At 70.9% G+C, this 25,328-nt stretch carries 25 protein-coding genes and 1 riboswitch; of the genes, 12 read left to right on the top strand and 13 right to left on the bottom strand.

The window, feature by feature from the left end:
* Positions 1–69: 69 nt before the first annotated feature.
* Complete coding sequence (locus ACIQM3_RS04755) at positions 70–1,539, top strand: catalase (protein WP_401619996.1); 1,470 nt, start codon at positions 70–72, stop codon at positions 1,537–1,539.
* A gap of 106 nt (positions 1,540–1,645) precedes the next feature.
* Here the strand turns inward: ACIQM3_RS04755 and ACIQM3_RS04760 are convergent, their stop codons facing one another.
* On the bottom strand, positions 1,646–2,047 hold the full coding sequence (locus ACIQM3_RS04760) for a cyclic nucleotide-binding/CBS domain-containing protein (protein WP_401618750.1): 402 nt from the start codon (positions 2,045–2,047) through the stop codon (positions 1,646–1,648).
* A 163-nt stretch (positions 2,048–2,210) separates the two neighbouring features.
* Entirely contained in the window at positions 2,211–3,011 is an 801-nt protein-coding gene (hisN, locus tag ACIQM3_RS04765; protein ID WP_393763406.1) for a histidinol-phosphatase, read from the bottom strand.
* Positions 3,012–3,163: 152 nt separating this feature from the next.
* Here hisN and ACIQM3_RS04770 point away from each other — a divergent pair, with 152 nt between their 5' ends.
* Entirely contained in the window at positions 3,164–3,736 is a 573-nt protein-coding gene (locus ACIQM3_RS04770) for a TetR/AcrR family transcriptional regulator (RefSeq protein ID WP_401618753.1), read from the top strand.
* On the opposite strand, the gene ACIQM3_RS04775 is transcribed toward ACIQM3_RS04770, so the two are convergent.
* The 4 genes from ACIQM3_RS04775 to ACIQM3_RS04790 form a co-directional block, all read right to left on the bottom strand.
* Complete coding sequence (locus tag ACIQM3_RS04775) at positions 3,693–4,016, bottom strand: multidrug efflux SMR transporter (RefSeq protein ID WP_329232667.1); 324 nt, start codon at positions 4,014–4,016, stop codon at positions 3,693–3,695. The genes ACIQM3_RS04770 and ACIQM3_RS04775 overlap by 44 nt on opposite strands.
* A 105-nt stretch (positions 4,017–4,121) precedes the next feature.
* Positions 4,122–5,138, bottom strand: a complete 1,017-nt coding sequence (gene rsgA / locus ACIQM3_RS04780) for a ribosome small subunit-dependent GTPase A (RefSeq protein WP_401618757.1) — start codon at positions 5,136–5,138, stop codon at positions 4,122–4,124.
* Positions 5,139–5,142: 4 nt separating this feature from the next.
* Positions 5,143–6,522 carry a 3-phosphoshikimate 1-carboxyvinyltransferase gene (gene aroA / locus ACIQM3_RS04785; RefSeq protein ID WP_401618760.1) on the bottom strand — a complete coding sequence of 460 codons (1,380 nt, stop codon included), beginning with the start codon at positions 6,520–6,522 and terminating at the stop codon, positions 5,143–5,145.
* 115 nt (positions 6,523–6,637) lie between these two features.
* Entirely contained in the window at positions 6,638–7,351 is a 714-nt protein-coding gene (locus ACIQM3_RS04790; RefSeq protein WP_401618763.1) for a M50 family metallopeptidase, read from the bottom strand.
* A 75-nt stretch (positions 7,352–7,426) separates the two neighbouring features.
* On the opposite strand from ACIQM3_RS04790, the gene ACIQM3_RS04795 reads away from it, so the two are divergent.
* The 9 genes from ACIQM3_RS04795 to ACIQM3_RS04835 all read left to right on the top strand — a co-directional run bounded on the left by ACIQM3_RS04795 (position 7,427) and on the right by ACIQM3_RS04835 (position 15,679).
* Positions 7,427–8,242 (top strand): SOS response-associated peptidase, encoded by an 816-nt coding sequence (locus ACIQM3_RS04795; protein ID WP_401618766.1) that lies wholly within the window; start codon positions 7,427–7,429, stop codon positions 8,240–8,242.
* A 9-nt stretch (positions 8,243–8,251) separates the two neighbouring features.
* Positions 8,252–8,914 (top strand): alpha/beta family hydrolase, encoded by a 663-nt coding sequence (locus ACIQM3_RS04800; RefSeq protein WP_401618769.1) that lies wholly within the window; start codon positions 8,252–8,254, stop codon positions 8,912–8,914.
* A 305-nt stretch (positions 8,915–9,219) separates the two neighbouring features.
* Positions 9,220–9,876 carry a sigma-70 family RNA polymerase sigma factor gene (locus ACIQM3_RS04805; RefSeq protein WP_033298180.1) on the top strand — a complete coding sequence of 219 codons (657 nt, stop codon included), beginning with the start codon at positions 9,220–9,222 and terminating at the stop codon, positions 9,874–9,876.
* The gene (gene rsrA / locus ACIQM3_RS04810) at positions 9,873–10,187 is read left to right on the top strand and encodes a mycothiol system anti-sigma-R factor (protein ID WP_393763422.1); all 315 of its coding nucleotides are present in this window, start codon (positions 9,873–9,875) and stop codon (positions 10,185–10,187) included. The genes ACIQM3_RS04805 and rsrA overlap by 4 nt, the downstream gene beginning before the upstream one ends.
* A gap of 139 nt (positions 10,188–10,326) precedes the next feature.
* Entirely contained in the window at positions 10,327–11,712 is a 1,386-nt protein-coding gene (locus ACIQM3_RS04815) for an HD-GYP domain-containing protein (protein ID WP_401618772.1), read from the top strand.
* Positions 11,709–12,956 (top strand): HD-GYP domain-containing protein, encoded by a 1,248-nt coding sequence (locus tag ACIQM3_RS04820; RefSeq protein WP_401618775.1) that lies wholly within the window; start codon positions 11,709–11,711, stop codon positions 12,954–12,956. The genes ACIQM3_RS04815 and ACIQM3_RS04820 overlap by 4 nt, the downstream gene beginning before the upstream one ends.
* 90 nt (positions 12,957–13,046) lie before the next feature.
* Positions 13,047–14,039, top strand: coding sequence for a tetratricopeptide repeat protein (locus ACIQM3_RS04825; protein WP_401618778.1), 993 nt, complete (start codon positions 13,047–13,049; stop codon positions 14,037–14,039).
* Positions 14,040–14,119: 80 nt separating this feature from the next.
* Complete coding sequence (gene def, locus ACIQM3_RS04830; RefSeq protein ID WP_401618780.1) at positions 14,120–14,758, top strand: peptide deformylase; 639 nt, start codon at positions 14,120–14,122, stop codon at positions 14,756–14,758.
* 183 nt (positions 14,759–14,941) lie between these two features.
* Positions 14,942–15,679 (top strand): D-Ala-D-Ala carboxypeptidase family metallohydrolase, encoded by a 738-nt coding sequence (locus tag ACIQM3_RS04835; protein ID WP_401618782.1) that lies wholly within the window; start codon positions 14,942–14,944, stop codon positions 15,677–15,679.
* A 95-nt stretch (positions 15,680–15,774) separates the two neighbouring features.
* On the opposite strand, the gene ACIQM3_RS04840 is transcribed toward ACIQM3_RS04835, so the two are convergent.
* Positions 15,775–17,694, bottom strand: coding sequence for a family 20 glycosylhydrolase (locus tag ACIQM3_RS04840; protein WP_401618785.1), 1,920 nt, complete (start codon positions 17,692–17,694; stop codon positions 15,775–15,777).
* 92 nt (positions 17,695–17,786) lie between these two features.
* Positions 17,787–18,761: a GlxA family transcriptional regulator gene (locus ACIQM3_RS04845; protein WP_401618788.1), complete on the bottom strand. Its 975-nt coding sequence runs from the start codon at positions 18,759–18,761 to the stop codon at positions 17,787–17,789.
* 81 nt (positions 18,762–18,842) lie between these two features.
* Here ACIQM3_RS04845 and ACIQM3_RS04850 point away from each other — a divergent pair, with 81 nt between their 5' ends.
* Entirely contained in the window at positions 18,843–19,055 is a 213-nt protein-coding gene (locus ACIQM3_RS04850; RefSeq protein ID WP_401618791.1) for a hypothetical protein, read from the top strand.
* Here ACIQM3_RS04850 and ACIQM3_RS04855 read toward each other — a convergent pair.
* From ACIQM3_RS04855 to ACIQM3_RS04875, 5 genes are all read right to left on the bottom strand, one after another.
* Complete coding sequence (locus tag ACIQM3_RS04855) at positions 19,052–20,068, bottom strand: ribonucleotide-diphosphate reductase subunit beta (protein WP_401618794.1); 1,017 nt, start codon at positions 20,066–20,068, stop codon at positions 19,052–19,054. The genes ACIQM3_RS04850 and ACIQM3_RS04855 overlap by 4 nt on opposite strands.
* Positions 20,068–22,464 carry a ribonucleoside-diphosphate reductase subunit alpha gene (locus ACIQM3_RS04860; RefSeq protein WP_401618797.1) on the bottom strand — a complete coding sequence of 799 codons (2,397 nt, stop codon included), beginning with the start codon at positions 22,462–22,464 and terminating at the stop codon, positions 20,068–20,070. The genes ACIQM3_RS04855 and ACIQM3_RS04860 overlap by 1 nt, the downstream gene beginning before the upstream one ends.
* 137 nt (positions 22,465–22,601) lie before the next feature.
* Positions 22,602–22,738: riboswitch (cobalamin riboswitch) on the bottom strand.
* Between the two features lie 40 nt (positions 22,739–22,778).
* Positions 22,779–23,279, bottom strand: a complete 501-nt coding sequence (locus tag ACIQM3_RS04865; RefSeq protein ID WP_401618800.1) for a GNAT family N-acetyltransferase — start codon at positions 23,277–23,279, stop codon at positions 22,779–22,781.
* Between the two features lie 144 nt (positions 23,280–23,423).
* The gene (gene mctP, locus ACIQM3_RS04870) at positions 23,424–25,058 is read right to left on the bottom strand and encodes a monocarboxylate uptake permease MctP (protein WP_401618803.1); all 1,635 of its coding nucleotides are present in this window, start codon (positions 25,056–25,058) and stop codon (positions 23,424–23,426) included.
* Positions 25,055–25,318 (bottom strand): DUF3311 domain-containing protein, encoded by a 264-nt coding sequence (locus tag ACIQM3_RS04875; RefSeq protein ID WP_393763445.1) that lies wholly within the window; start codon positions 25,316–25,318, stop codon positions 25,055–25,057. The genes mctP and ACIQM3_RS04875 overlap by 4 nt, the downstream gene beginning before the upstream one ends.
* Positions 25,319–25,328 lie beyond the last annotated feature (10 nt).

Here is a 25,328-nt window from a genome sequence, read left to right on the forward strand (position 1 = left end):
TTTACGTACTGGCCAAGGACAGGCTGCGGCCGGGAAACACACCGCACAGGGAACGACGCTGTGCGGGACATGACGCAGGAGGCGCGCGTGACTCAGGGACCGCTCACCACGGAGGCCGGCGCTCCGGTGGCCGACAACCAGAACAGTGAGACCGCCGGTCCGGGTGGACCGGTCCTCGTCCAGGACCAGGCGCTTCTCGAGAAGCTCGCCCACTTCAACCGCGAGCGCATCCCGGAGCGCGTGGTGCACGCCCGCGGGGCCGGCGCGTACGGCACCTTCACGCTGACCCGGGACGTCTCGGAGTGGACCAGGGCGAAGTTCCTCTCGGAGGTCGGCAAGGAGACCGAGACCTTCCTGCGCTTCTCCACCGTGGCGGGCAACCTCGGCTCCGCCGACGCGGCACGTGACCCCCGAGGCTGGGCGCTGAAGTTCTACACCGAAGAGGGCAACTACGACCTCGTCGGCAACAACACCCCGGTGTTCTTCATCAGGGACGCCATCAAGTTCCCCGACTTCATCCACACCCAGAAGCGCGACCCCTACACCGGCTCGCAGGAGGCGGACAACGTCTGGGACTTCTGGGGTCTGTCGCCCGAGTCCACGCACCAGGTGACCTGGCTCTTCGGTGACCGCGGCATCCCCGCGTCGTACCGCCACATGGACGGCTTCGGCTCGCACACGTTCCAGTGGAACAACGAGGCCGGCGAGGTCTTCTGGGTCAAGTACCACTTCAAGACCGACCAGGGGATCAAGAACCTCACCACCGAGGAGGCCGTCCGCCTCTCCGGCGTCGACCCGGACAGCCACCAGCGCGACCTGCGTGAGTCCATCGAGCGCGGCGACTTCCCGTCCTGGACGGTGCAGGTCCAGATCATGCCGGCGGCGGAGGCGGCCACGTACCGCTTCAACCCGTTCGACCTGACCAAGGTCTGGCCGCACGCCGACTACCCGCCGATCGAGATCGGCAAGCTGGAGCTCAACCGCAACCCGGAGAACGTCTTCGCCGAGGTCGAGCAGTCGGTCTTCAGTCCGGCGCACTTCGTGCCCGGCATCGGCCCGTCCCCCGACAAGATGCTCCAGGGCCGCCTCTTCGCGTACGGCGACGCGCACCGTTACCGCGTCGGCATCAACGCGGACCACCTGCCGGTGAACCGCCCGCACGCCACAGAGGCGCGCACCAACAGCCGTGACGGCTACCTGTACGACGGCCGTCACAAGGGTGCGAAGAACTACGAGCCCAACAGCTTCGGCGGCCCCGCCCAGACGGACCGGCCGCTCTGGCAGCCCGTCCCTGTCACGGGCGGCACGGGCAACCACGAGACGCCGCTCCACGCCGAGGACGACGACTTCGTGCAGGCCGGCAACCTCTACCGGCTGCTGTCCGAGGACGAGAAGGCCCGGCTGATCGACAACCTCGCCGGCTTCATATCCAAGGTCTCGCGCGACGACATCGCCGAGCGCGCGATCGGCAACTTCCGTCAGGCGGACGGAGACTTCGGCAAGCGGCTCGAGGCCGCGGTCCAGGCCCTGCGCGGCTGACACAGGGCGCTTGCCGTAGGTGGTGGGCCGGATTCCCGGGAGGTGCTCCCGGGGGTCCGGCCCGCTGTCGTCGGCGGGAAGGGGTCCGCGGGCCGGGGCGTGCCGGTCAGAGGGCCATCTCGGCCCGGGGCCGCCGGGCCGGCACCCAGCACCTGATGATGTCGCGTACCGAGACGATGCCGACGGGGCCGTCGCCGTCCAGCACGATCAGGTGCCGGAATCCGCCGTGCGTCATGGCCTCGGCCGCCTCCTCGAGGGTCCAGGCGGGAGAGGCGAAGACCACGTCGGTGGTGGTGTGGGTGGACGCGGTCTCGACATCGGGATCCAGTCCGGCGCCGACGGCGTCGAGGATGTCGCGCTCGGTGATGATGCCGAGACCGCAGGTGTCCGGATCGTGGACGACAGCTGCTCCGATACGGCGGGCCGACATCAGCCGGGCCGCCTGCCGGAGCGTGTGGGCCGGGCCGATGGTGAGGACCAGGGTGCTCATGGCGTCGCGGACAAGCATGCGGGGAGCCACCTCCTTCGAGAAGCGACCTGCGAAGGCCTTCGTGAGACGATTCACAAGTTCACAAGTAGGGGGACTCTCAGAGTCGCACCCAGGAGGAGACTCAACAAGGGGGGCGCCCGCAGGGGATTGCGGGACGTTCCTCAGCGGCGCTCGGCAGCGCTCAGTAGCGCTGGTTGAGGTAGCCGAGCAGTTCGTGGTGGAGCAGGCCGTTGGACGCCGCCGCGTTGCCGCCGCCCGGGCCCGAGACCCCGTCCAGGCTGGTGAACTGTCCGCCCGCCTCCTGGACGATGATCGCGTTCGCCGCCATGTCCCACAGGGAGAGCTCCGGCTCGGCGCAGATGTCCACCGAACCCTCGGCGACCATCATGTACGGCCAGAAGTCCCCGTACCCGCGCGTGCGCCAGACGGCCCGCGTCAGATCCATGAAGCCGTCAAGGCGGCCCTGCTCCTCCCAGCCGGTCATCGAGGCGTACGCGAACGAGGAGTCCGCGATCCGCTCGACCTTCGACACATGCAGCCGGGTCGCCGACGTCAGGCTGCGGCCGGAGAACGCGCCGGCGCCCTTCGCCGCCCACCAGCGGCGGTTCAGCGCGGGAGCCGACACCACACCGACCACCGGCTGGAAGCCGTCCTCGCCCGCCTCCATCAAGGAGATCAGCGTCGCCCAGACGGGGACACCCCGTACGTAGTTCTTCGTGCCGTCGATCGGGTCGACGACCCAGCGCCGCGGACCGGTGCCCTCGATCCCGTACTCCTCGCCGAGGATCGCGTCGCGCGGACGCGCCCGGTGCAGGTGCCCGCGGATCAGCTCCTCCGCGTGTTTGTCGGCCTCGCTCACCGGGGTCATGTCCGGCTTCGTCTCGACCTTGAGGTCCAGAGCCTTGAACCGGTCCATCGTCGCCGCGTCGGCGGCGTCCGCCAGTACGTGGGCCAGGCGCAGATCATCGTGGTAGTCGGGCATGCCGTCACAGTATCCACAGCCACCCGCCCGGGCTACACGGCCCCGTGCGGGGTGGCGGTCCCGTCCCGGCCGTGCCCGCGGTGCGCGGACCCTTGACAGTGCCCCCGGGCGCGTCAACTCTGATGCGCAGGTCCCCGGCGTGGGAGGCGACGATGCCATCGGCGCGAGAAGCACTGCTGGAATCCGCACACTCGGTGCTCTCGACCGTGCCCTGGACGGCCGTGCGCATGGTCGACGTGGCGGCCCGGGCGGGGGTCTCCCGGCAGACCCTCTACAACGAGTTCGGCAGCAAGGACGGTCTGGCCCGCGCGCTGATCCATCGGGCGGCCGACAGCTATCTGGCCGGCGTGGAACAGGCGCTCGGCTCCGCCCGAGCGCGAGGGGAGGGGCCGGCGGAACTCGCTCGCTGGACGGTCCGGGCGGCCCGCGCGAACGTCCTGGTCAAGGCTCTGCTCACCGGTGTCTGGGGGGAGCACTTACCCAGACCGGGGAACCCGCCCGCGGACAGGCGCACCGACACGCCACTGCCCACGGCCACCGAGCTGCTCACGCTCGTCAGGGACCGTGCCGTGGCCGCGCTCGAGGGAGGATCTTCGCCGCGCGACCCCGCGGCGCTGGAGCTGAGCTGCGAGATCGCGCTCCGGCTCGCCGTCTCCTACACGCTGGTGCCGGCGCCGGCGCTCAGTGCGCGGAACCGGACAGCTGCAGACCGATCACACCGATGATCACCAGCGAGATCGACACCAGCTTGAGGGCCGAGACCACGTCGTCGAGGAAGATCATCCCGTAGATGGCCGTCCCCGCCGCTCCGATGCCCGTCCACACCGCGTACGCCGGGCCGACGTCGAGCTTCTTGAGGGCCAGCGTCAGCAGGCCGAAGCTGCCGAGGGCGAACGCGCAGAACGCGATCGTCGGCCAGAGCCGGGTGAATCCGTGCGAGAGCTTCAGGCACACGGCGAAGCCGGTCTCGAGCAGTCCAGCGACCACGACCAGCAACCACGCCATCGTCAGGTGCCTCCCACGTAGGTGATGCTTCGTCTCGCTTGCGCGATTATGCCCTTACCAACCGTGGGAGCCCGCAAACGTGCGCGAGTCGGGCGGCGCCGTGGCTCAGTCGCCCTCGCGCCGCTCCCGGGTCGCCAGCAGCCTCCGCAGGGAGTCGAGCCGTGCCGGGTCGGCGTGGCCCTCCGCGACCCACGCGTCCAGGGCGCACTCCGGCTCGTGGCCGTCGTGGGTGCAGCCACGCGGGCAGTTCTCCGTGCCCGGCTGGAGGTCGGGGAAGGCGTTGATCACCCGGGAGGGGTCGACGTGGTGCAACCCGAACGACCGTACGCCCGGGGTGTCGACCACCCAGCCGCGGCCGTCCGGCAGCGGCAGGGCGAGCGCCGACGTGGTGGTGTGCCTGCCGCGCCCCGTGACCGCGTTGACCACTCCGGTCGTCCGCCGCCGGTCCTTCGGTACCAGCGCGTTGACGAGCGTCGTCTTGCCGACCCCGGAGTGACCGACGAAGGCGGTCACCCGGTCGTTCAGCAGCTCCCGAACCCCCTCGGCGGCGTCCCCGTTCTCCAGCTCCTCGCGGCTGGTCACGACGTACGGGACACCCAGCGGGGTGTACGCCTCCAGGAGCTTGTCCGCCGAGGCCAGGTCGGACTTGGTCAGCACCAGGAGCGGGGTGAGCCCGCCGTCGTACGCCGCCACCAGACAGCGGTCGATCATGCGCGGGCGGGGCTCCGGGTCGGCGAGCGCGGTGACGATCGCCAGCTGGTCGGCGTTGGCGACGACCACTCGCTCGAACGGGTCGTCGTCGTCCGCCGTGCGGCGGAGCACCGACGTGCGTGCACCGATCCGCACGATGCGCGCCAGGGTGTCCTTGGCGCCGGAGAGGTCACCCACCAGGGAGACCCGGTCGCCCACCACTGCGGCCTTGCGGCCCAGTTCGCGGGCCTTCATGGCCGTCACCGTACGGTCCTCGACCAGGCAGGTGAGCCTGCCCCGGTCGACGGTGAGGACCATGCCGTCCTGGGCGTCCTCGTGCTTCGGGCGTGTGTGCGTACGGGGCCGGTTGCCCTTGGGGTTGGGGCGGACGCGGATGTCGTCCTCGTCGGGGTTCTTCCCGTAGCGGCGCATGTCCTCAGACCCCGCGCCTGCCGGCCGGAGCGCCGAGCGCCCCGGACGAGACGCCGACGGCGCCGGAGGGTTCCCCGAGCATGCCGGTCCACATGTCCGGGAAGTCCGGCAGGGTCTTGGCCGTCGTGCCGACGTTCTCGATCTCCACCCCGGCGACGGCGAGGCCGATGATCGCGCCGGCGGTCGCCATGCGGTGGTCGTCATACGTGTGGAAGGTGCCGCCGTGCAGCGGGCGGGGGTTGATCCGCAGGCCGTCGGCGGTCTCCGTGACGTCGCCGCCGAGTTCGTTGATCTCCTTGGTGAGCGCCGCCAGCCGGTCCGTCTCGTGCAGCCGCAGGTGGGCCACGCCGCTCAGGGTGGACGGGGAGTCCGCGAGGGCGGCGAGGGCCGCGATGCCCGGGGTCAGCTCACCGACCTCGCCCAGGTCGACGTCGATGCCGTGGACCGAGCCCGAGCCCGTGAAGGTGAGACCGCGCTCGGTCAGCTCGCACGCGCCACCCATTGCGGTGAAGATCTCGCGCAGCGCGTCACCCGGCTGGGTGGTCCGCAGCGGCCAGTCGGGGATGGTGACGCGGCCTCCGGTCACCAGCGCGGCGGCCAGGAACGGCTGGGCGTTCGAGAGGTCGGGCTCGACGGTCAGATCGCGGCCCAGCAGGGCGGAGGGGGAGACCCGCCAGACGTTCGGCTCGCCGCCCGACTCCGGCTCGTCGACCTGGGCGCCGACCGAGCGCAACATGTCGACGGTCATCCGGATGTGGGGCATCGAGGGCAGCGTCGAGCCCGTGTGGCGCACCTCCACGCCCTGGTTGAACCGGGGTGCGGACAGCAGCAGCGCGGAGACGAACTGGGAGGACGAGGAGGCGTCGATGGACACCGGTCCGCCGTCCAGCGAGCCCGCCCCGTGCACGGTCAGAGGCAGTGTCCCCCGGCCGTCGTCGTCGATCCGGGCGCCCAGGGACTTCAGCGCGCCGATCACGCCGTGCAGGGGGCGCTCGTACGACCGCGGGTCCCCGTCGAAGCGGACGGGGCCGTCCGCGAGGCAGGCCACGGGCGGCAGGAAACGCATCACCGTTCCCGCGTTGCCGACGTCCACCTGCGCCGGGCCGTGCAGACCGGCGGGGATGACCCGCCAGGCCTCGCCCGAGCCGTCCGGGCCCACACCCTCCTCGATGCCGACGCCCATCGCGCGGAGCGCCTGCGCCATCAGGAGGGTGTCGCGGGAGCGCAGCGGGCGGCGCAGCCAGCCCGGCTCGGAGGAGAGCGAGGCGAGGACGAGGGCGCGATTGGTGACCGACTTCGATCCGGGCACGGTGACGGTCGCGTCGACGGCCCCGGTCGCTCGAGGGGCGGGCCAGAGGGCGGGGTGCACGGAACTTTCGGTCATGCCCCTCACTTTAGTGGCTCAGCGCAATCCCAGATCCTGAACAAAAGGGACGAAACCGGGGGGTAATACAAGGGTGATAGAGGCGGGTTCCCGACCGCACCCGATCAGGCGGTCCTCACAGTCCGAGGAGCCAGCGTCCGCCGCCGATCAGCGAGCAGAGCGACACGGCGTGGAAGAGGAAGAGCCAGATCGCGGCCGGCGCGTGCGTCAGCCGTGCGAGCTGGTCGGCGTCGGAGTCGGGGGCGCCGCCGTACCTGCGCTTGGACTGCAGCTCGAACGCCGGGCGTACGCCGCCGAGCAGCAGGAACCAGACCACGGTGTACGCGAAGGCCGACTGGACGTCGGCCGAGGTCAGCCAGGACACCAGCAGGAAGGTCGTACCCGTGAGGATGACCGTCAGCGCCCCGTACAGATTGCGGATCATCACCAGCATCACCGCCAACAGCGCCGTCGCCAGCCACAGGAGCAGCGTGATCCGGCCGTTGGTCAGCAGCCAGGCACCGCCGAGGCCGAGCAGCGGTGGCGCCGTGTAGCCGGCCGCCGCGGTGAGGATCATGCCGATGCCGGTGGGCTTGCCGCGGCTGACGGTGAGGCCGCTGGTGTCCGAGTGCAGCCGGATGCCCGACAGCTGGCGCCCGGTGAGGAGGGCGACCAGGCCGTGCCCTCCCTCGTGCGCGATGGTGATCGCGTTGCGTGAGAGCCGCCATATGAGGTTCGGGACCACCGCGACGAGCGCCGCCGTGGCCGTGACGACCACCAGCCACTGCTCGGGCGCGGGCTGGGTTCCGAAGACGCGATCCCACAGATCGCCGAGCTCGGTGCTGTCCATGGTGAGGGCGGCTCCTTGAGGTGCTGGAGGGAATCGGCATCCACTCGGCTGGCGGGTCGTGGCAGTCTGGCACTTATGTGCGGACGGTATGCAGCGAGCCGGCGGCCGGAGGATCTGGCCGGGCTCTTCGGCGTGGAGAAATGGGAACCCACGGAGACCTTGGAGCCCGACTGGAACGTCGCGCCGACCAAGGAGGTCTACGCGGTTCTGGACCGTCCTGTTAAGGACGCGGACGACCAGCGGCCGGTTCGCCAGCTGCGTGCCCTGAAATGGGGACTCGTGCCGTCCTGGTCGAAGTCACCGGAGGGCGGCGCCCGCATGATCAACGCCCGCGCGGAGACCGTCCACGAGAAGCCGTCCTTCCGCCGACCCTTCGTGTCGAGGCGCTGCATCCTGCCCGCCGACGGCTACTACGAGTGGGTCACGGGCGCCGACGAGCGTCAGCTGGAGGAGAAGGGCAGGAAGAAGCGGCCCCGCAAGCAGCCGTACTTCGTGACGCCCGCCGACGGCTCCGTCTTCGCCATGGCGGGCCTGTACGAGTTCTGGCGCGACCGGACTCTCCCCGACGACCACCCGGGGGCCTGGTGGGTGACCTGCTCGGTGATCACCACAGAGGCCGAGACGGCGCCGCTCGCCGTCGCCCCCGTCGAGGGGCCCGCGTCGCTCTCCGACATCCACCCCCGGATGCCGCTGATGCTGACCCCGGACCGCTGGGACGACTGGCTCGACCCCTCGCTCACCGGCGTCGAGGAGCTGAAGCCGCTGCTGGAGCCGCCGCCCGGCGGGCTGATGCGGGCCTACCCGGTCGCCACCGCCGTCAGCAACGTCCGCAACAACGGCCCGGAGCTCCTGGAGGAGCTGGCCGCGCCGGAGGAGAGCACGCTCTTCTGACCCGGCAGGATGGGTGCTGTGAGCCGTACTACAGCGACAGAGCGGAAGACCGAGAGCGTCGGCACGGACGCCGGTGAGGCCAGGATCACCTGGCTCCCCGCGAAGAGGGCCCGGTTGGTGCTCGCCGTCAGCCATGGCGCCGGCGGTGGCATCGAGGCCCGTGACCTCCAGGCCCTGGCCGCCGTGCTGCCGGACCACCGGGTGACCGTGGCCCTGGTGGAGCAGCCCTGGCGGGTGGCCGGGAAGAAGCTGGCGCCCGCCCCCCGGACCCTGGACACCGGCTGGCGGGGCCTGTGGCCGGCCCTGAGGGCCCCGGGGCTTCCCGTCGTCTCCGGGGGACGCAGCGCGGGGGCCCGGGTGGCCTGTCGTACGGCGGCGGAGCTCGGCGCCCGCGCGGTCCTCGCCCTCAGCTTCCCGCTGCACCCTCCGGGCAAGCCGGAGAAGTCCCGCGCGGACGAGCTGCTCGGCGCGGGCGTCCCCACCCTCGTGGTGCAGGGCGGCCGTGACCCCTTCGGACGCCCGGAGGAGTTCCCCCCGGGGGAGCACGGGCTCGTCGAGGTGCCGTACGCGGATCATGGCTTCGCCGTACCGAAGAAGGCACCGCTGACCCAGGATCAGGCGATGGACGACCTCGCCGGTGCGGTTGCCGGGTGGCTCGACGGACTCTCCTGACGACGTTGTTCCCCTCACACTCCCGGAGCGCGCCCAGCCCCCGGGAATGCGCCATGAGGGGCGGCTGTTGTGGCTGGTGTCGGTACAGCAACGTCGTACGTGGAGAGGGAGTCCGTCGCATGGGTTCGACCATCTGCCCGAGCCGCTCGAACGCCGCAGAACTGGAGTGGACGGTGCTTCACGCGGCCAAGAGCACTCCGGCGCGCGCCCCGGGCGGAGCCGATCGACAGCCCGCCCAGAAGCAAGGTCGACTATTCTCCGATGCGAGCGGGTCCGGTTTCGGCTCCGCCACATCGTTGGAGGAGGTGGGTCCGGTCACTGGGACCGACACAGGGACCGACGACGGCCGTGCGCAGGAGACGACTGCCGAGCGCAACGCGCGCTTCGAGCGGGACGCCCTCGGATATCTGGACCAGATGTACTCGGCCGCGCTGCGCATGACGCGCAACCCCGCGGACGCCGAGGACCTGGTGCAGGAGACGTACGCGAAGGCGTACGGCTCCTTCCACCAGTTCCGTGAGGGCACGAACCTCAAGGCGTGGATGTACCGCATTCTCACCAACACCTTCATCAACTCGTACCGCAAGAAGCAGCGCGAACCCCAGCGGAGCGCCGCCGAGGAGATCGAGGACTGGCAGCTGGCACGTGCGGAGTCGCACATGTCGACCGGCCTGCGCTCGGCCGAGTCCCAGGCGCTCGACCACCTGCCGGACTCCGATGTGAAGTCCGCGCTGCAGTCGATCCCCGAAGAGTTCCGCATCGCCGTGTATCTCGCCGATGTAGAGGGCTTTGCCTACAAGGAGATCGCGGACATCATGGGGACCCCCATCGGTACGGTGATGTCACGGCTGCACCGGGGACGCCGTCAGCTGCGCGGCATGCTGGAGGACTACGCGCGTGAGCGCGGGCTCGTCCCGGCCGGAGCCGGTGAGTCGGACGACAGGAAAGGCTCGGCCTCATGAGCTGCGGAGAGCCGCACGAGACGGACTGCTCAGAGGTTCTCGATCATCTCTACGAGTTTCTCGACCATGAGATGCCCGAGGGCGACTGCACCAAGTTCGAGGTGCACTTCGAGGAGTGCTCCCCGTGCCTGGAGAAGTACGGCCTGGAGCAGGCCGTGAAGAAGCTGGTCAAGCGCTGCTGCGGACAGGACGACGTCCCGGCCGACCTGCGCTCGAAGGTGATGGGGCGGATCGACCTGATCCGTTCCGGGCACGCCGTGCCCGAGCAGGACGTGTCCGTGGGCGCCGACCGTCCGGCCACCGCCGAGTGACGGCTCTCCGTCGGCGCGCCGCGCGCTGAACCCCGGTCGTGTCACCCGAATGTGCTAATCCGGTCCGTTCGGGCCACGGTCGACCCCCAACTCGCTAGCCTGGCGCCTCCATTGACCAGGCTGGGGGCGGGCGGTTCGGGTGAGGGGCACACCGGGGGCGGCACGCGTCCACATCCTGTGCGCGGCGGTCGGCGCCGTATTCTGCGTCCTTCCCGCGCTGTCCCCGGGGGCTTCCACGCCCTGGGGCACCCTCGCGCTCCTCGCGGCGCTCTACCTGGCCTGTGAACTTCCGGGCCGCTGCCCCTTCTTCGGCAGCTCCGTGCCGATCGGTGCCGGATCGTTCTTCCCCCTGCTGCTCGCCGCGGCGTTCCTGCTGCCTCCGTCCGCCGCCGCGCTCGTCGCCGTACCCGGCGCGCTCGCGGGCCGGGTGGAGCGCCCTCCCGCCGCGGCCCGCCGCGTCTGGCGGGCCGCCCAGCTCGCGCTGACCGTGGGGGCCGCCTCATGGGCGTACGCGCGCCTGGGCGGTCCCGCCACGCTCGGCGGGGCGTCGGGAGGTGCAGCGCCCGATCTTCCGTACGCCCTCCTCCCGGCCTGTGCGGCGGCTCTCGTGTTCAGTCTGGTGCTGGCCGCGCTGGACGGTTCGATCCTCGTCACGGCCGAGCGCGTGGCCGGCAGGCACGCCTGGCGCGGACTGCCGGCCCGCTCCGTGGGGCCGCACCTGGTGCACGCGCTCGCGGGGCTGATGATGGCCGTCCTGTGGCACAGCTCCTACGGTCCGCTGTCCGCGCTGGTCGTCCTGCTGCCGATGTACATCTCCTGCTGGGTCTTCGCGCAGTACCACCGCCAGCACGCCGCTCACCGCGCCACCATCAGGGCGCTCGTCCAGGCCGTCGACATCAAGGACGGCTACACCCGAGGACACAGCGAGCGGGTCGGCCGCGCCTCCGAGCTGATCGCCCGCGAACTGGGCATGGAGGAGGACCGGATGGAAGCGCTACGCTTCGCCGGCATCCTGCACGACGTCGGCAAGCTCGGAGTCCCCACCCGGGTCCTGCGCAAGGACGGGCCGCTCACCCCGGAGGAGCGCCGTGTCATCGAGCTGCACCCGGAGTACGGCCACGAGATCGTCCGGGGCATCGGCTTCCTGGACGAGGCGCGCGCCGCGATCCTGCACCACCACGAGCGGCTCGACGGCAGCGGCTATCCGTACGGCCTCGCCGGGGACCGGATCCCCGAGTTCGCCCGGGTCGTCGCCGTCGCGGACGCCTTCGACGCGATGACCTCGACGCGCTCCTACCGGCGCGGGCGTCCCGTCCCCGTGGCCGTGGAGGAGCTGAGGCGCTGCGCGGGGAGCCAGTTCGACCCGCGCATGGTCCGCGCGCTGGCGCGTGCCCTGGAGCGCCACGGCTGGTCCGCAGCGGCCAACACGGTCACCTCGGAGGAGGAGCCGGCCGGGCTGCCGCGGCAGCGGGCGGCGCGGCCGCCCGCCACGGGGTCGCCGGACCGGCCCGGGCGGCCCCGGTGAACCCGCTCCGCCCGTCGCCGGCCGTCCGCGCGGTCCGTGGCGCCGCCCTGGTCCTCGCGGCCGTCGCGCTCGGGCACACCCTGTGGAACGGCGTCGTCGAGCCCGGCCACGCCCTCGCCTTCGGAGTCCTGGTCACCGTGGGTGAGCTGGCCCGCTGGGGCGCCCTGCCCGGTGAGCGGGAGCCCGCGCCGCTGGGAGCGGCAGGGGCACTGGCGTACGCGCTGCTCGGGCGCAGCGCGGGACAGGAGACGGCGCACGGCGTGCTCCAGGTGATCACCGTCGTCGTGGCGGCGCAGCTGCTCGCCTCCGTGCCCCACATGGCGCGGGGCAGCGGCCCGGGGCCCGACCAGGCGGCCCGCCGTGTGCTGGCCGTGGCCTTCGCCGCCGTGTGTTTCCAGCCGCTCCACCACGCCGGCCTGTCGGGGCGCTGGTTCGGCGAGGGGCCGTACTTCGCGCTGTTCCTGCTCGTGCTGCTGGTGCTCACCGCCCTCTGCGACGCCGTCCTCGCGGCTCTCACGGCCGGGACCTCCCGCCCGTACGGGCCGCAGCTCCGCGACGAACTCCGCGCGCTCAGCGGTATCGGCTCCGCGGTCTGCGCGACCGGTGCGGTGATGGCGCTCGGGGTCGCCGTCGCGGGGCTGTGGGCCCTGCCCGTCCTGTGCGTGCCGCTGCTGCTCACCCAGGTCTCGTTCCGCAGGTACGCCGCCGTCCGTACGACCTACCGGCAGACCATCGCGTCGCTGGCCCGGTCCACCGAGATCGCGGGCTACACCCCGCACGGGCACGCCCGCAGGGTGGCCGGGCTCTCGACGGCCGTCGGGCGTGAGCTCGGGCTCACCGGCCCCGAGCTGACCGTGCTGGAGTACGCGGCGCTGATGCACGACATCGGGCAGCTCTCGCTGGTCGACCCGGTGGCGGCCGGGGCGACGGCCGTCCTCCCGGCCGCCGAGCAGCGCAGGATCGCGCTGCTCGGCGGGGCGGTGGTCCGGCAGACCGGTGTGGACCCCGCGGTCGCCGTGGTGGTGGAGCAGCAGGCGGATCCGTACAGGGAACAGCAGACCTCCGCGAGGATCGTCCGTGCGGTCAACGCGTACGACGACCTGTGCGGGGAAGGCGTCAAGGGGTCCCTGCGGGCCCTGGAGCAGCTCAGGCTCGGCACCGGGCGCGACTACCAGCCACAGGTGGTGGAAGCACTGGCCAGAGTCCTGGCGCGGGGCGGTCCCGCCCCTGCCGGGGCGGGGTAACCCATGGGTAATGAGCGGGCGTCCTGCCGGGCATGGTTGGATGCGAAGAGAGCGGAAAACGAGGGTGTCCAGTCGGGACAGGCGGGAATCGTGAGGATCTTCGGGAAGGTACGGCATCGGCCGTCCGCCTCTTGGCGGCAGGCCACGGACCGCGCGTTCACGCTGATCGGCGACGGCCGGTACGAGGACGCGGGGGCGCTGCTGACGCGCGCGGCGGACCTGGAGCCCTGGCTCTCCGAGTCCTGGTTCAATCTGGCGCTGCTGCACAAGTTCCGGCACGACTGGGAACAGGCGAGGGCCGCGGGCCTGCGCGCCGTCGCCCTGCTCGACCGGGAGTCCGGGGCCCCGGACTGGTGGAACGTCGGGATCGCCGCCACCGCGCTGCAGGACTGGCCGCTGGCGCGCCGTGCCTGGCAGGCCTACGGGCTGCGGGTGCCGGGCAGCGGTCAGCACAACGCGGCGGCCAACAGCGAGCCCACGGGCATGGAGCTGGGCAGCGCTGCCGTGCGGCTCTCGCCCGAGGGGGAGGCCGAGGTCGTCTGGGGCCGCAGGCTGGACCCCGCCCGGCTGGAGGTGCTGTCGATCCCGCTGCCGTCCTCGGGACGCCGCTGGGGCGAGGTCGTCCTGCACGACGGTGTGCCGAACGGCGAGCGGATCACGGCGGCCGGGCCCTCGTACCCGGTCTTCGACGAGATCGAGCTGTGGGCGCCGTCACCCGTCCCCACCTGGGTGGTCCTCCTGGAGGCCGCCACCGAGGCCGACCGGGACGCGCTGGAGAAGCTCGCCTCGGACGCCGGTTTCGCCGCCGAGGACTGGTCGTCCTCCGTGCGGCTGCTCTGCCGCGCGTGTTCGGAGAGCCGGATGGAGAGCGACGAGGGCGACGGCGAACACCAGGACCCGCACGACCACAGTGAGCCTGGCCACCCCGGGCCCCTGGGCCACCGTACCGCCGGTGACCTCTGGGTGCCGGAGCGTGAGTGCGGCATAGCGGCCCCGGCCGGGCTGGTGCGCGGTCTGCTGGACGGCTGGGTGGCTGACAGCCCGGACAGCCGCGAGTGGCGGGATCTGGAAGAAGTCTGCTGATCCGTGCCCGTAGGCTGTACGGGCACCGATTCCGGTGCGGGTACTCACGGCTCAGGGTTGCAGGAAGGCGAACGGCGGACATGTCGCAGCAGGAGACGGACGAGCAGACCGGTGTGGACGACGAGGGATTCCTCGTGGACACCGAGGACTGCGAGGCGCGCGAGGCGGCGCACCGAGAGCGCGGCACGTCCCGCCCCATCACGGTGGTCGGCAACCCGGTTCTGCACAAGGAGTGCGCCGACGTCACCGAGTTCGACGACGAGCTGGCGCGGCTGATCGACGACATGTTCGCCAGCCAGCGGACCGCGCAGGGCGTGGGCCTCGCAGCGAACCAGATCGGCGTGGACCGCAAGGTCTTCGTCTACGACTGCCCGGACGACGACGGCGTCCGCCACGTCGGCGCGATCTGTAACCCGGTGCTGGAGGATCTCGCCCCCGAGCAGCGCAACCTCGACGACTCCAACGAGGGCTGCCTCTCCGTGCCCACGGCGTACGCCGCGCTCGCGCGCCCCGACTACGCGGTCGTGCGCGGTCAGGACGCCCAGGGCAACGCGGTGAAGGTCCGGGGAAGCGGCTACTTCGCGCGCTGCCTCCAGCACGAGACGGACCACCTGTACGGCTACCTGTACATCGACCGGCTCTCGAAGCGCGACCGCAAGGCGGCGCTGAAGGAGATGGCCGAAGGCACCCCGCGCTACGAGGTCGTCCCGAACGACTGATTCCCCTTCCTGTTCGGAGGAGGGCCCCGCCGCAGGCGGGGCCCTTTCCCGTGGCCGGGGGCGTGGGCGGACGAAAGGCTTCGTCAACCAGCGTTCTCCGTCGCGTAGTTGACGCGCGTCGACCCGTCCGCCAGGCTCGTCCCCACGCCACGCCTCTACGCCTCACCGTGCAGGGAGACCCCCATGCTCAGACGTACCGCACATCTGCTGCTCGGCCTTGTCATGACCATGGCTTTCGCCATCGGCGGCGCCGTCGTCACCGCGGGCACCGCGCAGGCCGACGGCTGTTTCACCTGGACCCGCACCCTGTCGTCCGGCGCCACCGGCAACGACGTCACCCAGCTCCAGATCCGGGTGGCCGGCTATCCGGGATACAACTCCGTGCTCGCCATCGACGGCTCCTACGGCCCCGCCACCACGGCCGCGGTCAAGCGCTTCCAGTCCGCGTACGGCCTCGCCGCCGACGGGGTCGCCGGGCCGGCCACGCAGAACAAGCTCTACGCCCTCCAGGACGACGACTGCACCCCCGTCAACTTCACCTACCCCGAGCTCAACACGTGCAACAGCACCTGGGCGGGCGGTGCGGTCGCCGCGGGAACGGCCAAGGCCAACGCCCTGAGCAGCATGTGGAAGCTGCAGGCCCTTCGGCACGCGCTGGGCGACCAGCCCCTCCGGGTCACCAGCGGCTTCAGGTCGACCTCCTGCAACTCGGCGGTCGGCGGAGCCACGAACAGCCGTCATCTGTACGGTGACGCCGTCGACCTCGGTTCCGGACCGCACTCGCTGTGCACCATCGCCCAGCAGGCCCGTAACCACGGCTTCAACGGGATCCTCGGCCCGGGCTACGCCGGGCACAGCGACCACATCCACGTGAACCAGGGGCCCAGCCACTTCTGGTCCGCCTCGCAGTGCGGCATCTGAGCGTACGCACGCGGTGACCGCACCTCGCGCGACGGAGCCCCGTCCGGGATACGCATCCGGACGGGGCTCCGTCGCGACGGGGAAGCCGGGGGGCGTCAGGCGGTGCGAGCCCGCAAGGAGGTCCCCCGCACCGTCTGGACCGCGGCGCCGTCGGACGCCCGCTCCGTGAGGCTCAGCTGCGAGACGGCGTTGCGCAGGACCAGCGACCCCGCCGTGGAGTCCAGCTGCCAGCGCTGGGTGCGTGCGGTCGCCGAGCAGGCCCCGAGCGAGAGCTCCGCCCCCACCTCCAGCGGCGCGCCCAGGTACTTCTTCCCGCGCGTGGCGTCCAGGCACAGGCCGTTCCCCGCGGAGCGGACCGTGTAATAGCCGTCGGCGGTCGCCGTCAGCGTCCAGGTGGCGGCGCCGCCCCTGGCCAGCCCGGCTCCCGCGTCCGCCGTCGGGGCCAGCGACTTCGGGCCCGCGGTCAGCCGGTAGGTACCGTCGGGGAGAGGGGTGCGGTCGGTGTTCGACCAGCCGGGGGCGTGGCCCGCCTTCCGCGCCAGGGCTTCGAAACCGGCGTACGTCCCGCTGGGTTTCGGGCCGCCCCAGGTGGCCTGGGCGATGAAGCGCAACGGCATGAAGGTCTTCTCCTCGACCTCGTTCTCCGTCTCGGCGGACGCGGTGTCCGGCCACAGGCTGATCTTGGCACCGGTGAGGTTGTCGGCGCCGGCGGGCAGCGTCTGCCCCTCGAAGCGCAGCGGCGTCCAGTCGCTCTCGTACAGCTTCTGGGTCTGCATGGTGTACCCGCCGCGCACCAGGTAGAGCGCGTAGGCGGAGTTCATGACCGGGCGGCCCTCGGCGAGCAGGGCGGACGGCTGCTGGACGGCGCCGCCGCCGAGCCAGTGCTCCACGGTGATGTCACGGTCCAGCGGGACGACGGTGTTCCTGCCCAGCAGCCCGTCGTTCCAGATGCGCAGGGACCGGCCGTCGGCCTTCACATGGGCGTTGACCTGGTTGATGAAGTCGACGAACAGGTCGTCGGGGGTGGCGTCCTCACCGAACCTCGCGACCGCCGCGGCCCCGAGCTGCGGATGGTCGGGGTAGGAGGAGCCGATCATGTACTCGTCCGCGCCCATGTGCCAGACGTCGCCGCCCCACACCTCGAGCGCCTCGTCGACCAGCGAGGTGTAGTACTCCAGGGCCTCGGGCCGGGAGATGTCGAGCCTGGGCGGGGAGGAGGTACCGGACCTGTCCTTGAGCTGGAGCTCAGGGTGGTTCTCCAGGTAGGTGTCCATGTGGCCCGGGGAGTTGATCTCCGGGATCAGCTCGATGTGGTACTTCTTCGCCATCGCGACCAGGGTGCGGACCTGGTCCTTGGTGTAGTAGCCCCAGAACGCCGATTCCGGGTCGACGTCGCTCCTGACCTTGGCCTCGATCCAGAGCTGGTTGAGCTTCTGGGACGCCATGTCCTTCATCAGCCGCTCGAACCACGGGATGGAGACGTTGACGTAGCAGGCGCAGACACCGACCCCGCGCTCCCGGTAGGCGGGCACGTCGGTCGCCGAGCCCCGGGTGGCGCGGCCGTCGTCGTCGAGCAGCTGGAGGACGGTCCGGGTCCCGTAGAACACACCGGTCGAGGTCGCGCCCGTGACGGTGACCCGGTCGCCCACGACCAACCGGTAGCCCTCCGGTCCCAGTTCGTCCTTCAGGGACGGTTCCTGGCGGAGCACGATGTCGCCGCGGCGGTCCGCACCGCCGTCGGAGACCGGCGGCCGGGCCGTCAGCTCACCCGCGAAGCGGCGGGCGTCGGCGGCCGTGCGGGCGTCGGCTCTGCCCTGCGTGACGATCCGGGCCCGGCCCGTGAGGGTGAACTCCCCCTCGCCGCCCTGCCAGTCACGCAGGGTGGGCAGCACCTGGGGCGGAGGAGCGGCGGCCGGGGCCTCATCGGCTCCCGCACTCTGCCAGGGCAGCAGTGCGGCGGCGAGCGCGGCCACCACCGCCACGGCGGTCCTTCGTCCTGCCTTGTGTATGTCCATGCGCCAGACCATCGTCCGCCGCCCGGGCAGCAGTCCATGGACGGGCCCGGGCGGTGCTTGGACAATCGGCCGGACGCCGGATCACGTACGGATCAGGCGACTTCCCGCATCAGGGCCGGGCCGCGGAAGGTGCGGCGGTAGGCGTTGGGGGTCGTGCCCAGCGACCGTACGAACTGGTGGCGCAGCGCCGCCGCGGTTCCGAATCCGGTCTGTCCCGCGATCGTGTCCATGGTCTCGTCCGAGGTCTCCAGCAGGTGCTGTGCCAGCAGCACGCGCTGCCGGAGCAGCCAGCGGTACGGCGTGGTGCCGGTCTCCTGCTGGAAGCGGCGGGCGAAGGTCCGGGGAGACATATGGGTCTGGGCGGCCAGCTGTTCGACGGTCATCTCCTGGTCGAGGTGGCGCTCCATCCAGGCGAGCGTCTCGCCGACGGTGTCGCACCGGGTGCGGGGCAGCGGACGCTTGATGTACTGCGCCTGGCCGCCGTCCCGGTGCGGGGGGACCACCATGCGGCGCGCCAGGGCGTTCGCGACGGCGGGCCCGTGCGCCTGGCGCACCAGGTGCAGGGCGGCGTCGATCCCGGCGGCCGTGCCGGCCGACGTGATGACCGGGCCCTCGTCCACGTAGAGCACGTCCGGCTCCACATGGGCCTCGGGGAAGCGGCGGGCCAGTTCGTCGGAGTGCCGCCAGTGCGTGGTGCAGCGGCGGCCGTCGAGCAGTCCGGCGGCGCCGAGGACGAAGGCGCCGGAGCAGACGCTCAGCACCCGGGCGCCACGCTCCACGGCCCGGCGCAGGGCATCGAGGACCTCCTCGGGGTACTCCCGGTCGATGAAGTGACCCCCGGCGGGGACGGCGATGAGGTCGGCCTCCTCCAGGCGCTCCGGTCCGTGGGGGATGCCGAGGGTGAACCCTGCGTGGGTCCGCAGGACCGGGCCTTCCGCGGACACGACGGCGAAGTCGTGCACAGGGAGGCCGTCCTCGGAGCGGTCGAGGCCGAACACCTCGCACAGGACGCCGAGTTCGAAGGGATGGACCTCGTCCATCAGCAGGACGGCGACATTGTTCAGCATGACGGCAGTGTGGCAGCAATTCGATGGTGTGTGACAGTCCTGCCACTGACCAAATCCTGGCGCGCGGACGACAGTAGAGCCATGAACACATTCCTGAGCTACCTGGCCACAGCCGCACTTTTCGCCCTCGTCCTGCTGCCCGCCCTTCTCGGCCTCGCACGGGAGCGCCGGATCGACCGCGAACTGAGGGACGCGCAACGGGGCCGAGGGGACACACCCCCGGAAACGGCAGGCGCCGCGCAGCCGCTCACGGCCACGCGGCGCCCGTACATCAGGTCCTGGGCGCGGATCTAGAAGTCGTCGTCGAAGCCGACGGACCCCTCCACCGCCACCTGGTACGCGGAGGGACGCCGTTCGAAGAAGTTCGTCAGCTCCTGTACCCCCTGGAGCTCCATGAACGAGAACGGGTTCTCGGAACCGTAGAGCGCGGGGAAGCCGAGCCGGGTGAGCCGCTGGTCGGCGACGCACTCCAGGTACTGGCGCATCGACTCGGTGTTCATCCCCGGCAGGCCCTCGCCGCACAGATCGCGGCCGAACTGCAGCTCCGCCTCGACGGCCTCCTTCAGCATGTCGGTGACCTGCTGCTGGAGTTCGTCGTCGAAGAGGTCCGGCTCCTCCTTGCGGACGGTGTCCACGACCTCGAAGGCGAAGTTCATGTGCATCGTCTCGTCACGGAACACCCAGTTGGTGCCCGTGGCGAGCCCGTGCAGCAGACCGCGCGAGCGGAACCAGTAGACGTAGGCGAACGCGCCGTAGAAGAACAGCCCCTCGATGCAGGCGGCGAAGCAGATCAGGTTGAGCAGGAAGCGCCGGCGGTCCGCCCTCGTCTCCAGCCGCTCGATCTTCTCGACCGAGTCCATCCAGCGGAAGCAGAACTGCGCCTTCTCGCGGATCGAGGGGATCTCCTCGACCGCGTCGAAGGCCGCCGCGCGGTCCTCCGGGTCGGGCAGATAGGTGTCGAGCACCGTCAGATAGAACTGGACGTGCACGGCCTCCTCGAACAGCTGACGCGACAGGTAGAGCCGCGCCTCGGGCGAGTTGATGTGCTTGTAGAGCGTCAGCACCAGGTTGTTGGAGACGATCGAGTCACCCGTCGCGAAGAACGCGACCAGCCGGCCGATCATGTGCTGCTCACCGGGTGAGAGCTTGGCGAGGTCGGCGACGTCGGAGTGCAGGTCGACCTCCTCCACCGTCCAGGTGTTCTTGATCGCGTCCCGGTAGCGCTCGTAGAAGTCCGGGTAGCGCATGGGGCGCAGGGTCAGTTCGAAGCCCGGGTCGAGCAGGTTCTTGTTCTCGGACGTGGTCATTACTGACAGGCCTCGCAGGACTCGGGGTTTTCGAGGGAGCAGGCGATCGCGTCCGCGTCGGGGGCGGAGGCCTGCTGTACGGGAATCGGGGCGGCGGTGGCGGCCGTCCCGGATGCCGCGCGGGCGATCCGGGTCGCCGGGCGCGACCGCAGGTAGTACGTCGTCTTCAGCCCCTGCTTCCAGGCGTACGCGTACATCGAGGAGAGCTTGCCGATCGTCGGCGTCTCCAGGAACAGGTTGAGCGACTGGCTCTGGTCGAGGAACGGCGTACGGGCCGCCGCCATGTCGATCAGGCCGCGCTGCGGGATCTCCCACGCGGTGCGGTACAGCGCCCGTACGTCCTCGGGGATCCAGGCGAAGCCCTGCACGGAGCCGCTCGCCTCGCGCAGCGCCTCCCGGGTCCGCGCGTCCCAGACGCCGAGCCTCTTCAGCTCGTCCACCAGGTAGGCGTTGACCTGGAGGAACTCCCCGCTGAGCGTCTCGCGCTTGAAGAGGTTGGAGACCTGCGGCTCGATGCACTCGTACACCCCGGCGATCGAGGCGATCGTCGCTGTCGGCGCGATGGCGAGCAGCAGGGAGTTGCGCATGCCGGTCTTCGCGATCCGGGAGCGCAGCGCGTCCCAGCGCTCGGGCCAGTTCAGCTCGGTGTCGTAGTGGTCGGGGTGCAGCACACCGCGCGCCGCGCGCGTCTCGGACCAGGCGGGCAGTGGGCCCGACCGCTCGGCCAGGTCGCACGAGGACTCGTACGCGGCGAGCATGATCCGCTCGGAGATCTTCGTGGACAGCGCGCGGGCCTCGGGGGAGTCGAAGGGCAGGCGCAGCTGGAAGAAGACGTCCTGGAGACCCATCGCGCCCAGGCCCACCGGGCGCCAGCGGGCGTTGGAGCGGCCCGCCTGCCCGGTCGGGTAGAAGTTGATGTCCACCACGCGGTCGAGGAAGGTCACCGCCGTACGGACGGTGGCGTCCAGCCGCTCCCAGTCGATGGTGCCGTCGGCGACGAACGAGCCGAGGTTGACCGACCCGAGGTTGCAGACGGCCGTCTCGCCGTCGTCGGTGACCTCCAGGATCTCGGTGCAGAGGTTCGAGGAGTGGACGACGCGGCCCGGTTCGGCGGTCTGGTTCGCCGTGCGGTTGGAGGCGTCCTTGAACGTCATCCAGCCCTGTCCGGTCTGCGCGAGGGTCCGCATCATCCTGCCGTACAGCTCACGGGCCGGCATGGTCTTGCGGGCCAGCCCCCTGGCCTCGGCGGCACGGTACGCGGCGTCGAACTCGTCGCCCCACAGGTCCACGAGCTCGGGGGCGTCGGCGGGGGAGAACAGCGACCACTCCGTGTCCGCGTCGACGCGGCGCATGAACTCGTCCGGGATCCAGTGCGCCAGGTTGAGGTTGTGCGTACGCCGCTGGTCCTCACCGGTGTTGTCGCGCAGCTCGAGGAACTCCTCGATGTCCGCGTGCCACGTCTCCAGGTAGACCGCTGCGGCACCCTTGCGGCGGCCCCCCTGGTTCACCGCGGCGACCGAGGCGTCGAGCGTCTTCAGGAACGGCACGATGCCGTTGGAGTGCCCGTTCGTGCCACGGATGAGTGAACCCCGGGCGCGGATGCGGGAGTACGAGAGCCCGATACCGCCCGCGTGCTTGGAGAGGCGCGCCACCTGGTGGTAGCGGTCGTAGATCGAGTCCAGCTCGTCCAGCGGCGAGTCCAGCAGGTAGCAGGACGACATCTGCGGGTGGCGTGTGCCGGAGTTGAAGAGGGTGGGGGAGGAGGGCAGGTAGTCGAGCCGGTTCATCAGGCCGTACAGCGCGGCCACTTCCTCCAGAGCCCGCTCGGAGGTGTCCTCGGCGAGACCGGCGGCGACGCGCAGCATGAAGTGCTGCGGGGTCTCGACGACGTCGCGGGTGAGCGGGTGGCGCAGCAGGTACCGGCTGTGCAGCGTCCGCAGCCCGAAGTAGCCGAAGCGGTCGTCCGCGCCGTCGGCGAGCGCCTGGTCGACGAGCGCGTCGAGTGCGGCGGCGTGCAGGGTGACGAACTCGGCCGTACGGTCCGCGATCAGGCCCTCGCGATGTCCGACGGCGACCGACGCGGAGAAGGAGACAGCGCCCTGTCCGGCGGCCTCGTCCGCGATGGCCCGGGTGAGGAGCCGGGCGGCGAGCCGGGAGTAGGCGGGGTCCTCGGAGATCAGGCCGGCGGCGGCCTCGGTGGCCAGCGAGCGCAGCTCGGCCTCGTCCGACCGGGCGTTGCGGCCGCGCAGTGCGGCGGCGGCCACCCGTCCGGGGTCGGTGTCGGGCAGATCGGCGGTGAGACCGGTCAGGGTCCGCAGCAGTGCGGTCCCGGGCGCGTCGGTCGTGCGGCCTTCGGATTCCGTGGCTGAAACCGGGTCGGCTGGCGCGATGGTCACTGGGGGCTATCCCTCGCTCGGCTCAGGGCCTGCGGGAGCGGGGCAGCCGGGCACGGCGGCACCCGGGGAAGGGCAGCACGGCGCACGGCGTCCACCGGCCCTCCGCGGGGCCCGGACGTCTCGGCGTCCGGTTCGGTCGAGCCGGACGCACTGTCGACAGGTCTTCGGACTTCGGGGTGCGGATAAGCACACCGATCACACCGTTGCGGGACAGTTCCGGATTCTCACCGGATTCCCCTGCGGCGACAGCGAGGTCGAGCATACATGTGGGGGCTGCTGATTGAAGAAGCCCCCACATCTTGTGTCGTGAAGGGTCAGAGCTCCAGGCGGAATGTCAGGAGCGCGAGCCCCGGCAGGGGGTACCAGTCCCGCTCCGGAGTCCGTACGAAGCCGAGGCGGCGATATATCCGATGGGCGCCCAGCATGGCGGACTGCGTCGACAGGACGATCCCGGAGAGCCCTCCGGCGGCCCGCGCCCGCTCGATACAGGCCCGTACGAGCGCCTCGCCCGCGCCCCGCCCACGGGCCTCCGGCGAGACGGCCAGCATCCGGAACTCGGCCTCGTCCTCCCCGGCGATGTCCGCCCACGGACTGCCGGGCTCGACGTAGGTGACACCACCCAGCAAGCGGCCGTCGGCGTCCAGCGCGACCAGCACCTCGGCCTCGGCAGCTCGCCGACCGACCGCGCGGAGCTGTTCCAGATAGGGGTCGTCGGCGCCGAAGTCCAGGAGTCCGTCGCCCAGATACGCCTGCGCGGTGATCTCGCCCAGCTCCTCGAACTGAGCGGGCAGGGCCGGCCTGATCGATACGTCCATGGGCGGCAGTCTGCACCAGGCCGCGGGTGCGGCGCGCCCCGGTTTCGGAGGGCCGACGGCCGGGGCGGGTCCTGATACGACTCCGTCCCGGCAGGTGGACCCTGCCGGGACGGACGTCCTGCGGTCGGAGCGACCGCTGTGGGATCAGTGGCCGCCAGGGGCGCCCGCCGTGGCCGGCGGGAGCTCGACCTTGACGCCGGGGTCGCCCGCGTCCGCCGTGTAGTCGGACGGGGAGGTCTCGTCCACACCGGCCGGCGCCTTCACCGCGTTGAGGACGACGGTCAGCACGAGCACGACGACGACGTTCAGCACGAACGCGGTGAGACCGATGTAACCTATCTCGCCGATGCCCGGGATCTCCTTCGAGGACCCGCCGAAGTGCTTCTGGGTCGGGCTGGCGACGCCGTACGCGGCCACCGTGCCGTAGATCATGCCGACCGCCCAGCCCGCGATCAGTGCCCAGCGGTGGAACCACCGGGTGAACAGACCGCCCACCAGGGCCGGCATCGTCTGGAGGATCCAGATACCGCCCAGCAGCTGGAAGTTGATCGCGACCGTCTTGTCCATGGTGAGGACGAAGGCGAGTGCGCCGACCTTGACCAGCAGCGAGACCAGCTTGGAGACCTTGGTCTCCTGCGCCGGGGTCGCGTCGGGTTTGATGAAGTCCTTGTAGATGTTGCGCGTGAAGAGGTTCGCCGCGGCGATCGACATGATCGCGGCCGGCACGAGGGCACCGATTCCGATCGCGGCGAAGGCCACGCCCGCGAACCAGTCGGGGAACATGTTCTCGAACAGCTGGGGGATCGCGAGCTGCCCGTTGTCCACCTTGATCCCGGCGGCGATCGCCATGAATCCGAGCAGGGCCAGCAGACCCAGCATCAGCGAATACAGCGGGAGGATCGTGGTGTTGCGCCGGATCACCTCACGGCTGCGGCTGGAGAGCGTCGCCGTGATCGAGTGCGGGTACATGAAGAGGGCCAGCGCCGAGCCCAGAGCCAGCGTGGCGTACACCCACTGGCCGGAGGCGCCGGGGGCGAGTCCGGCCACCGGTTTGCCGGCCGCCTCGTTGGCGGCGGAGAACTTCTCGCCGGCCGCGGCGAAGATGTTGTCGAACCCGCCCAGCTTGATCGGGATGTAGATGATCGCCACGGCGATGACGAGGTAGATCAGGCCGTCCTTGACGAACGCGATCAGTGCCGGCGCGCGCAGCCCCGAGGAGTAGGTGTACGCGGCGAGGACGGCGAAGGCGATGAGCAGCGGCAGGTCCTTGATGAACCAGTGCGTGTTCTCGCCGCCGCCGACGCCCATGACGTCCAGGACGGCCTGGATGCCGACCAGCTGGAGCGCGATGTACGGCATCGTGGCGAGGATGCCGGTGACGGCGACCGCCAGCGAGAGCCCCTTCGAGCCGAAGCGGCCACGGACGAAGTCCGAGGTGGTGACGTAGCCGTGCTTGTGCGACACCGACCACAGACGCGGCAGGAAGGTGAAGATCAGGGGGTACACGAGGATCGTGTACGGGACGGCGAAGAAGCCGGCCGCGCCCGCCGCGTAGACCGCCGCGGGCACCGCGACGAAGGTGTACGCCGTGTAGAGGTCGCCGCCGAGCAGGAACCAGGTGACCCAGGTGCCGAACGACCGCCCGCCCAGGCCCCATTCGTCGAGGCTGGCCTCGTTCTCGGCCTTGCGCCAGCGCGCGGCCATGAAGCCGATGACCGTGACGGCCAGGAAGAAGAAGATGAATACGGCGAGTGCGACGCCGTTCACGCCGTCCTTCATGCTGACGCACCCCCCTTGCGGGCGCGCTGGTCACGCTGCCACAGCTTGTACGCGATCATGGTGAGAGCGGTCGAGATGAGCACCCACAGCATCTGGTACCAGTAGAAGAACGGGATGCCTATGAAGGTCGGATCGACCTTCGCGTACGACCCGACCCAGAGCATCGCCACGAACGGAGCGATCAGGCAGAGCCCGATGACCACCCTCATGGGTGTCACTGTCGGTGCTGTCGGTGGGTTCGCATCGGTATCTTCTGGCATGTGGCGACTC

The sequence above is a fragment of the Streptomyces sp. NPDC091271 genome (assembly GCF_044757505.1).
Taxonomy (GTDB): domain Bacteria; phylum Actinomycetota; class Actinomycetes; order Streptomycetales; family Streptomycetaceae; genus Streptomyces.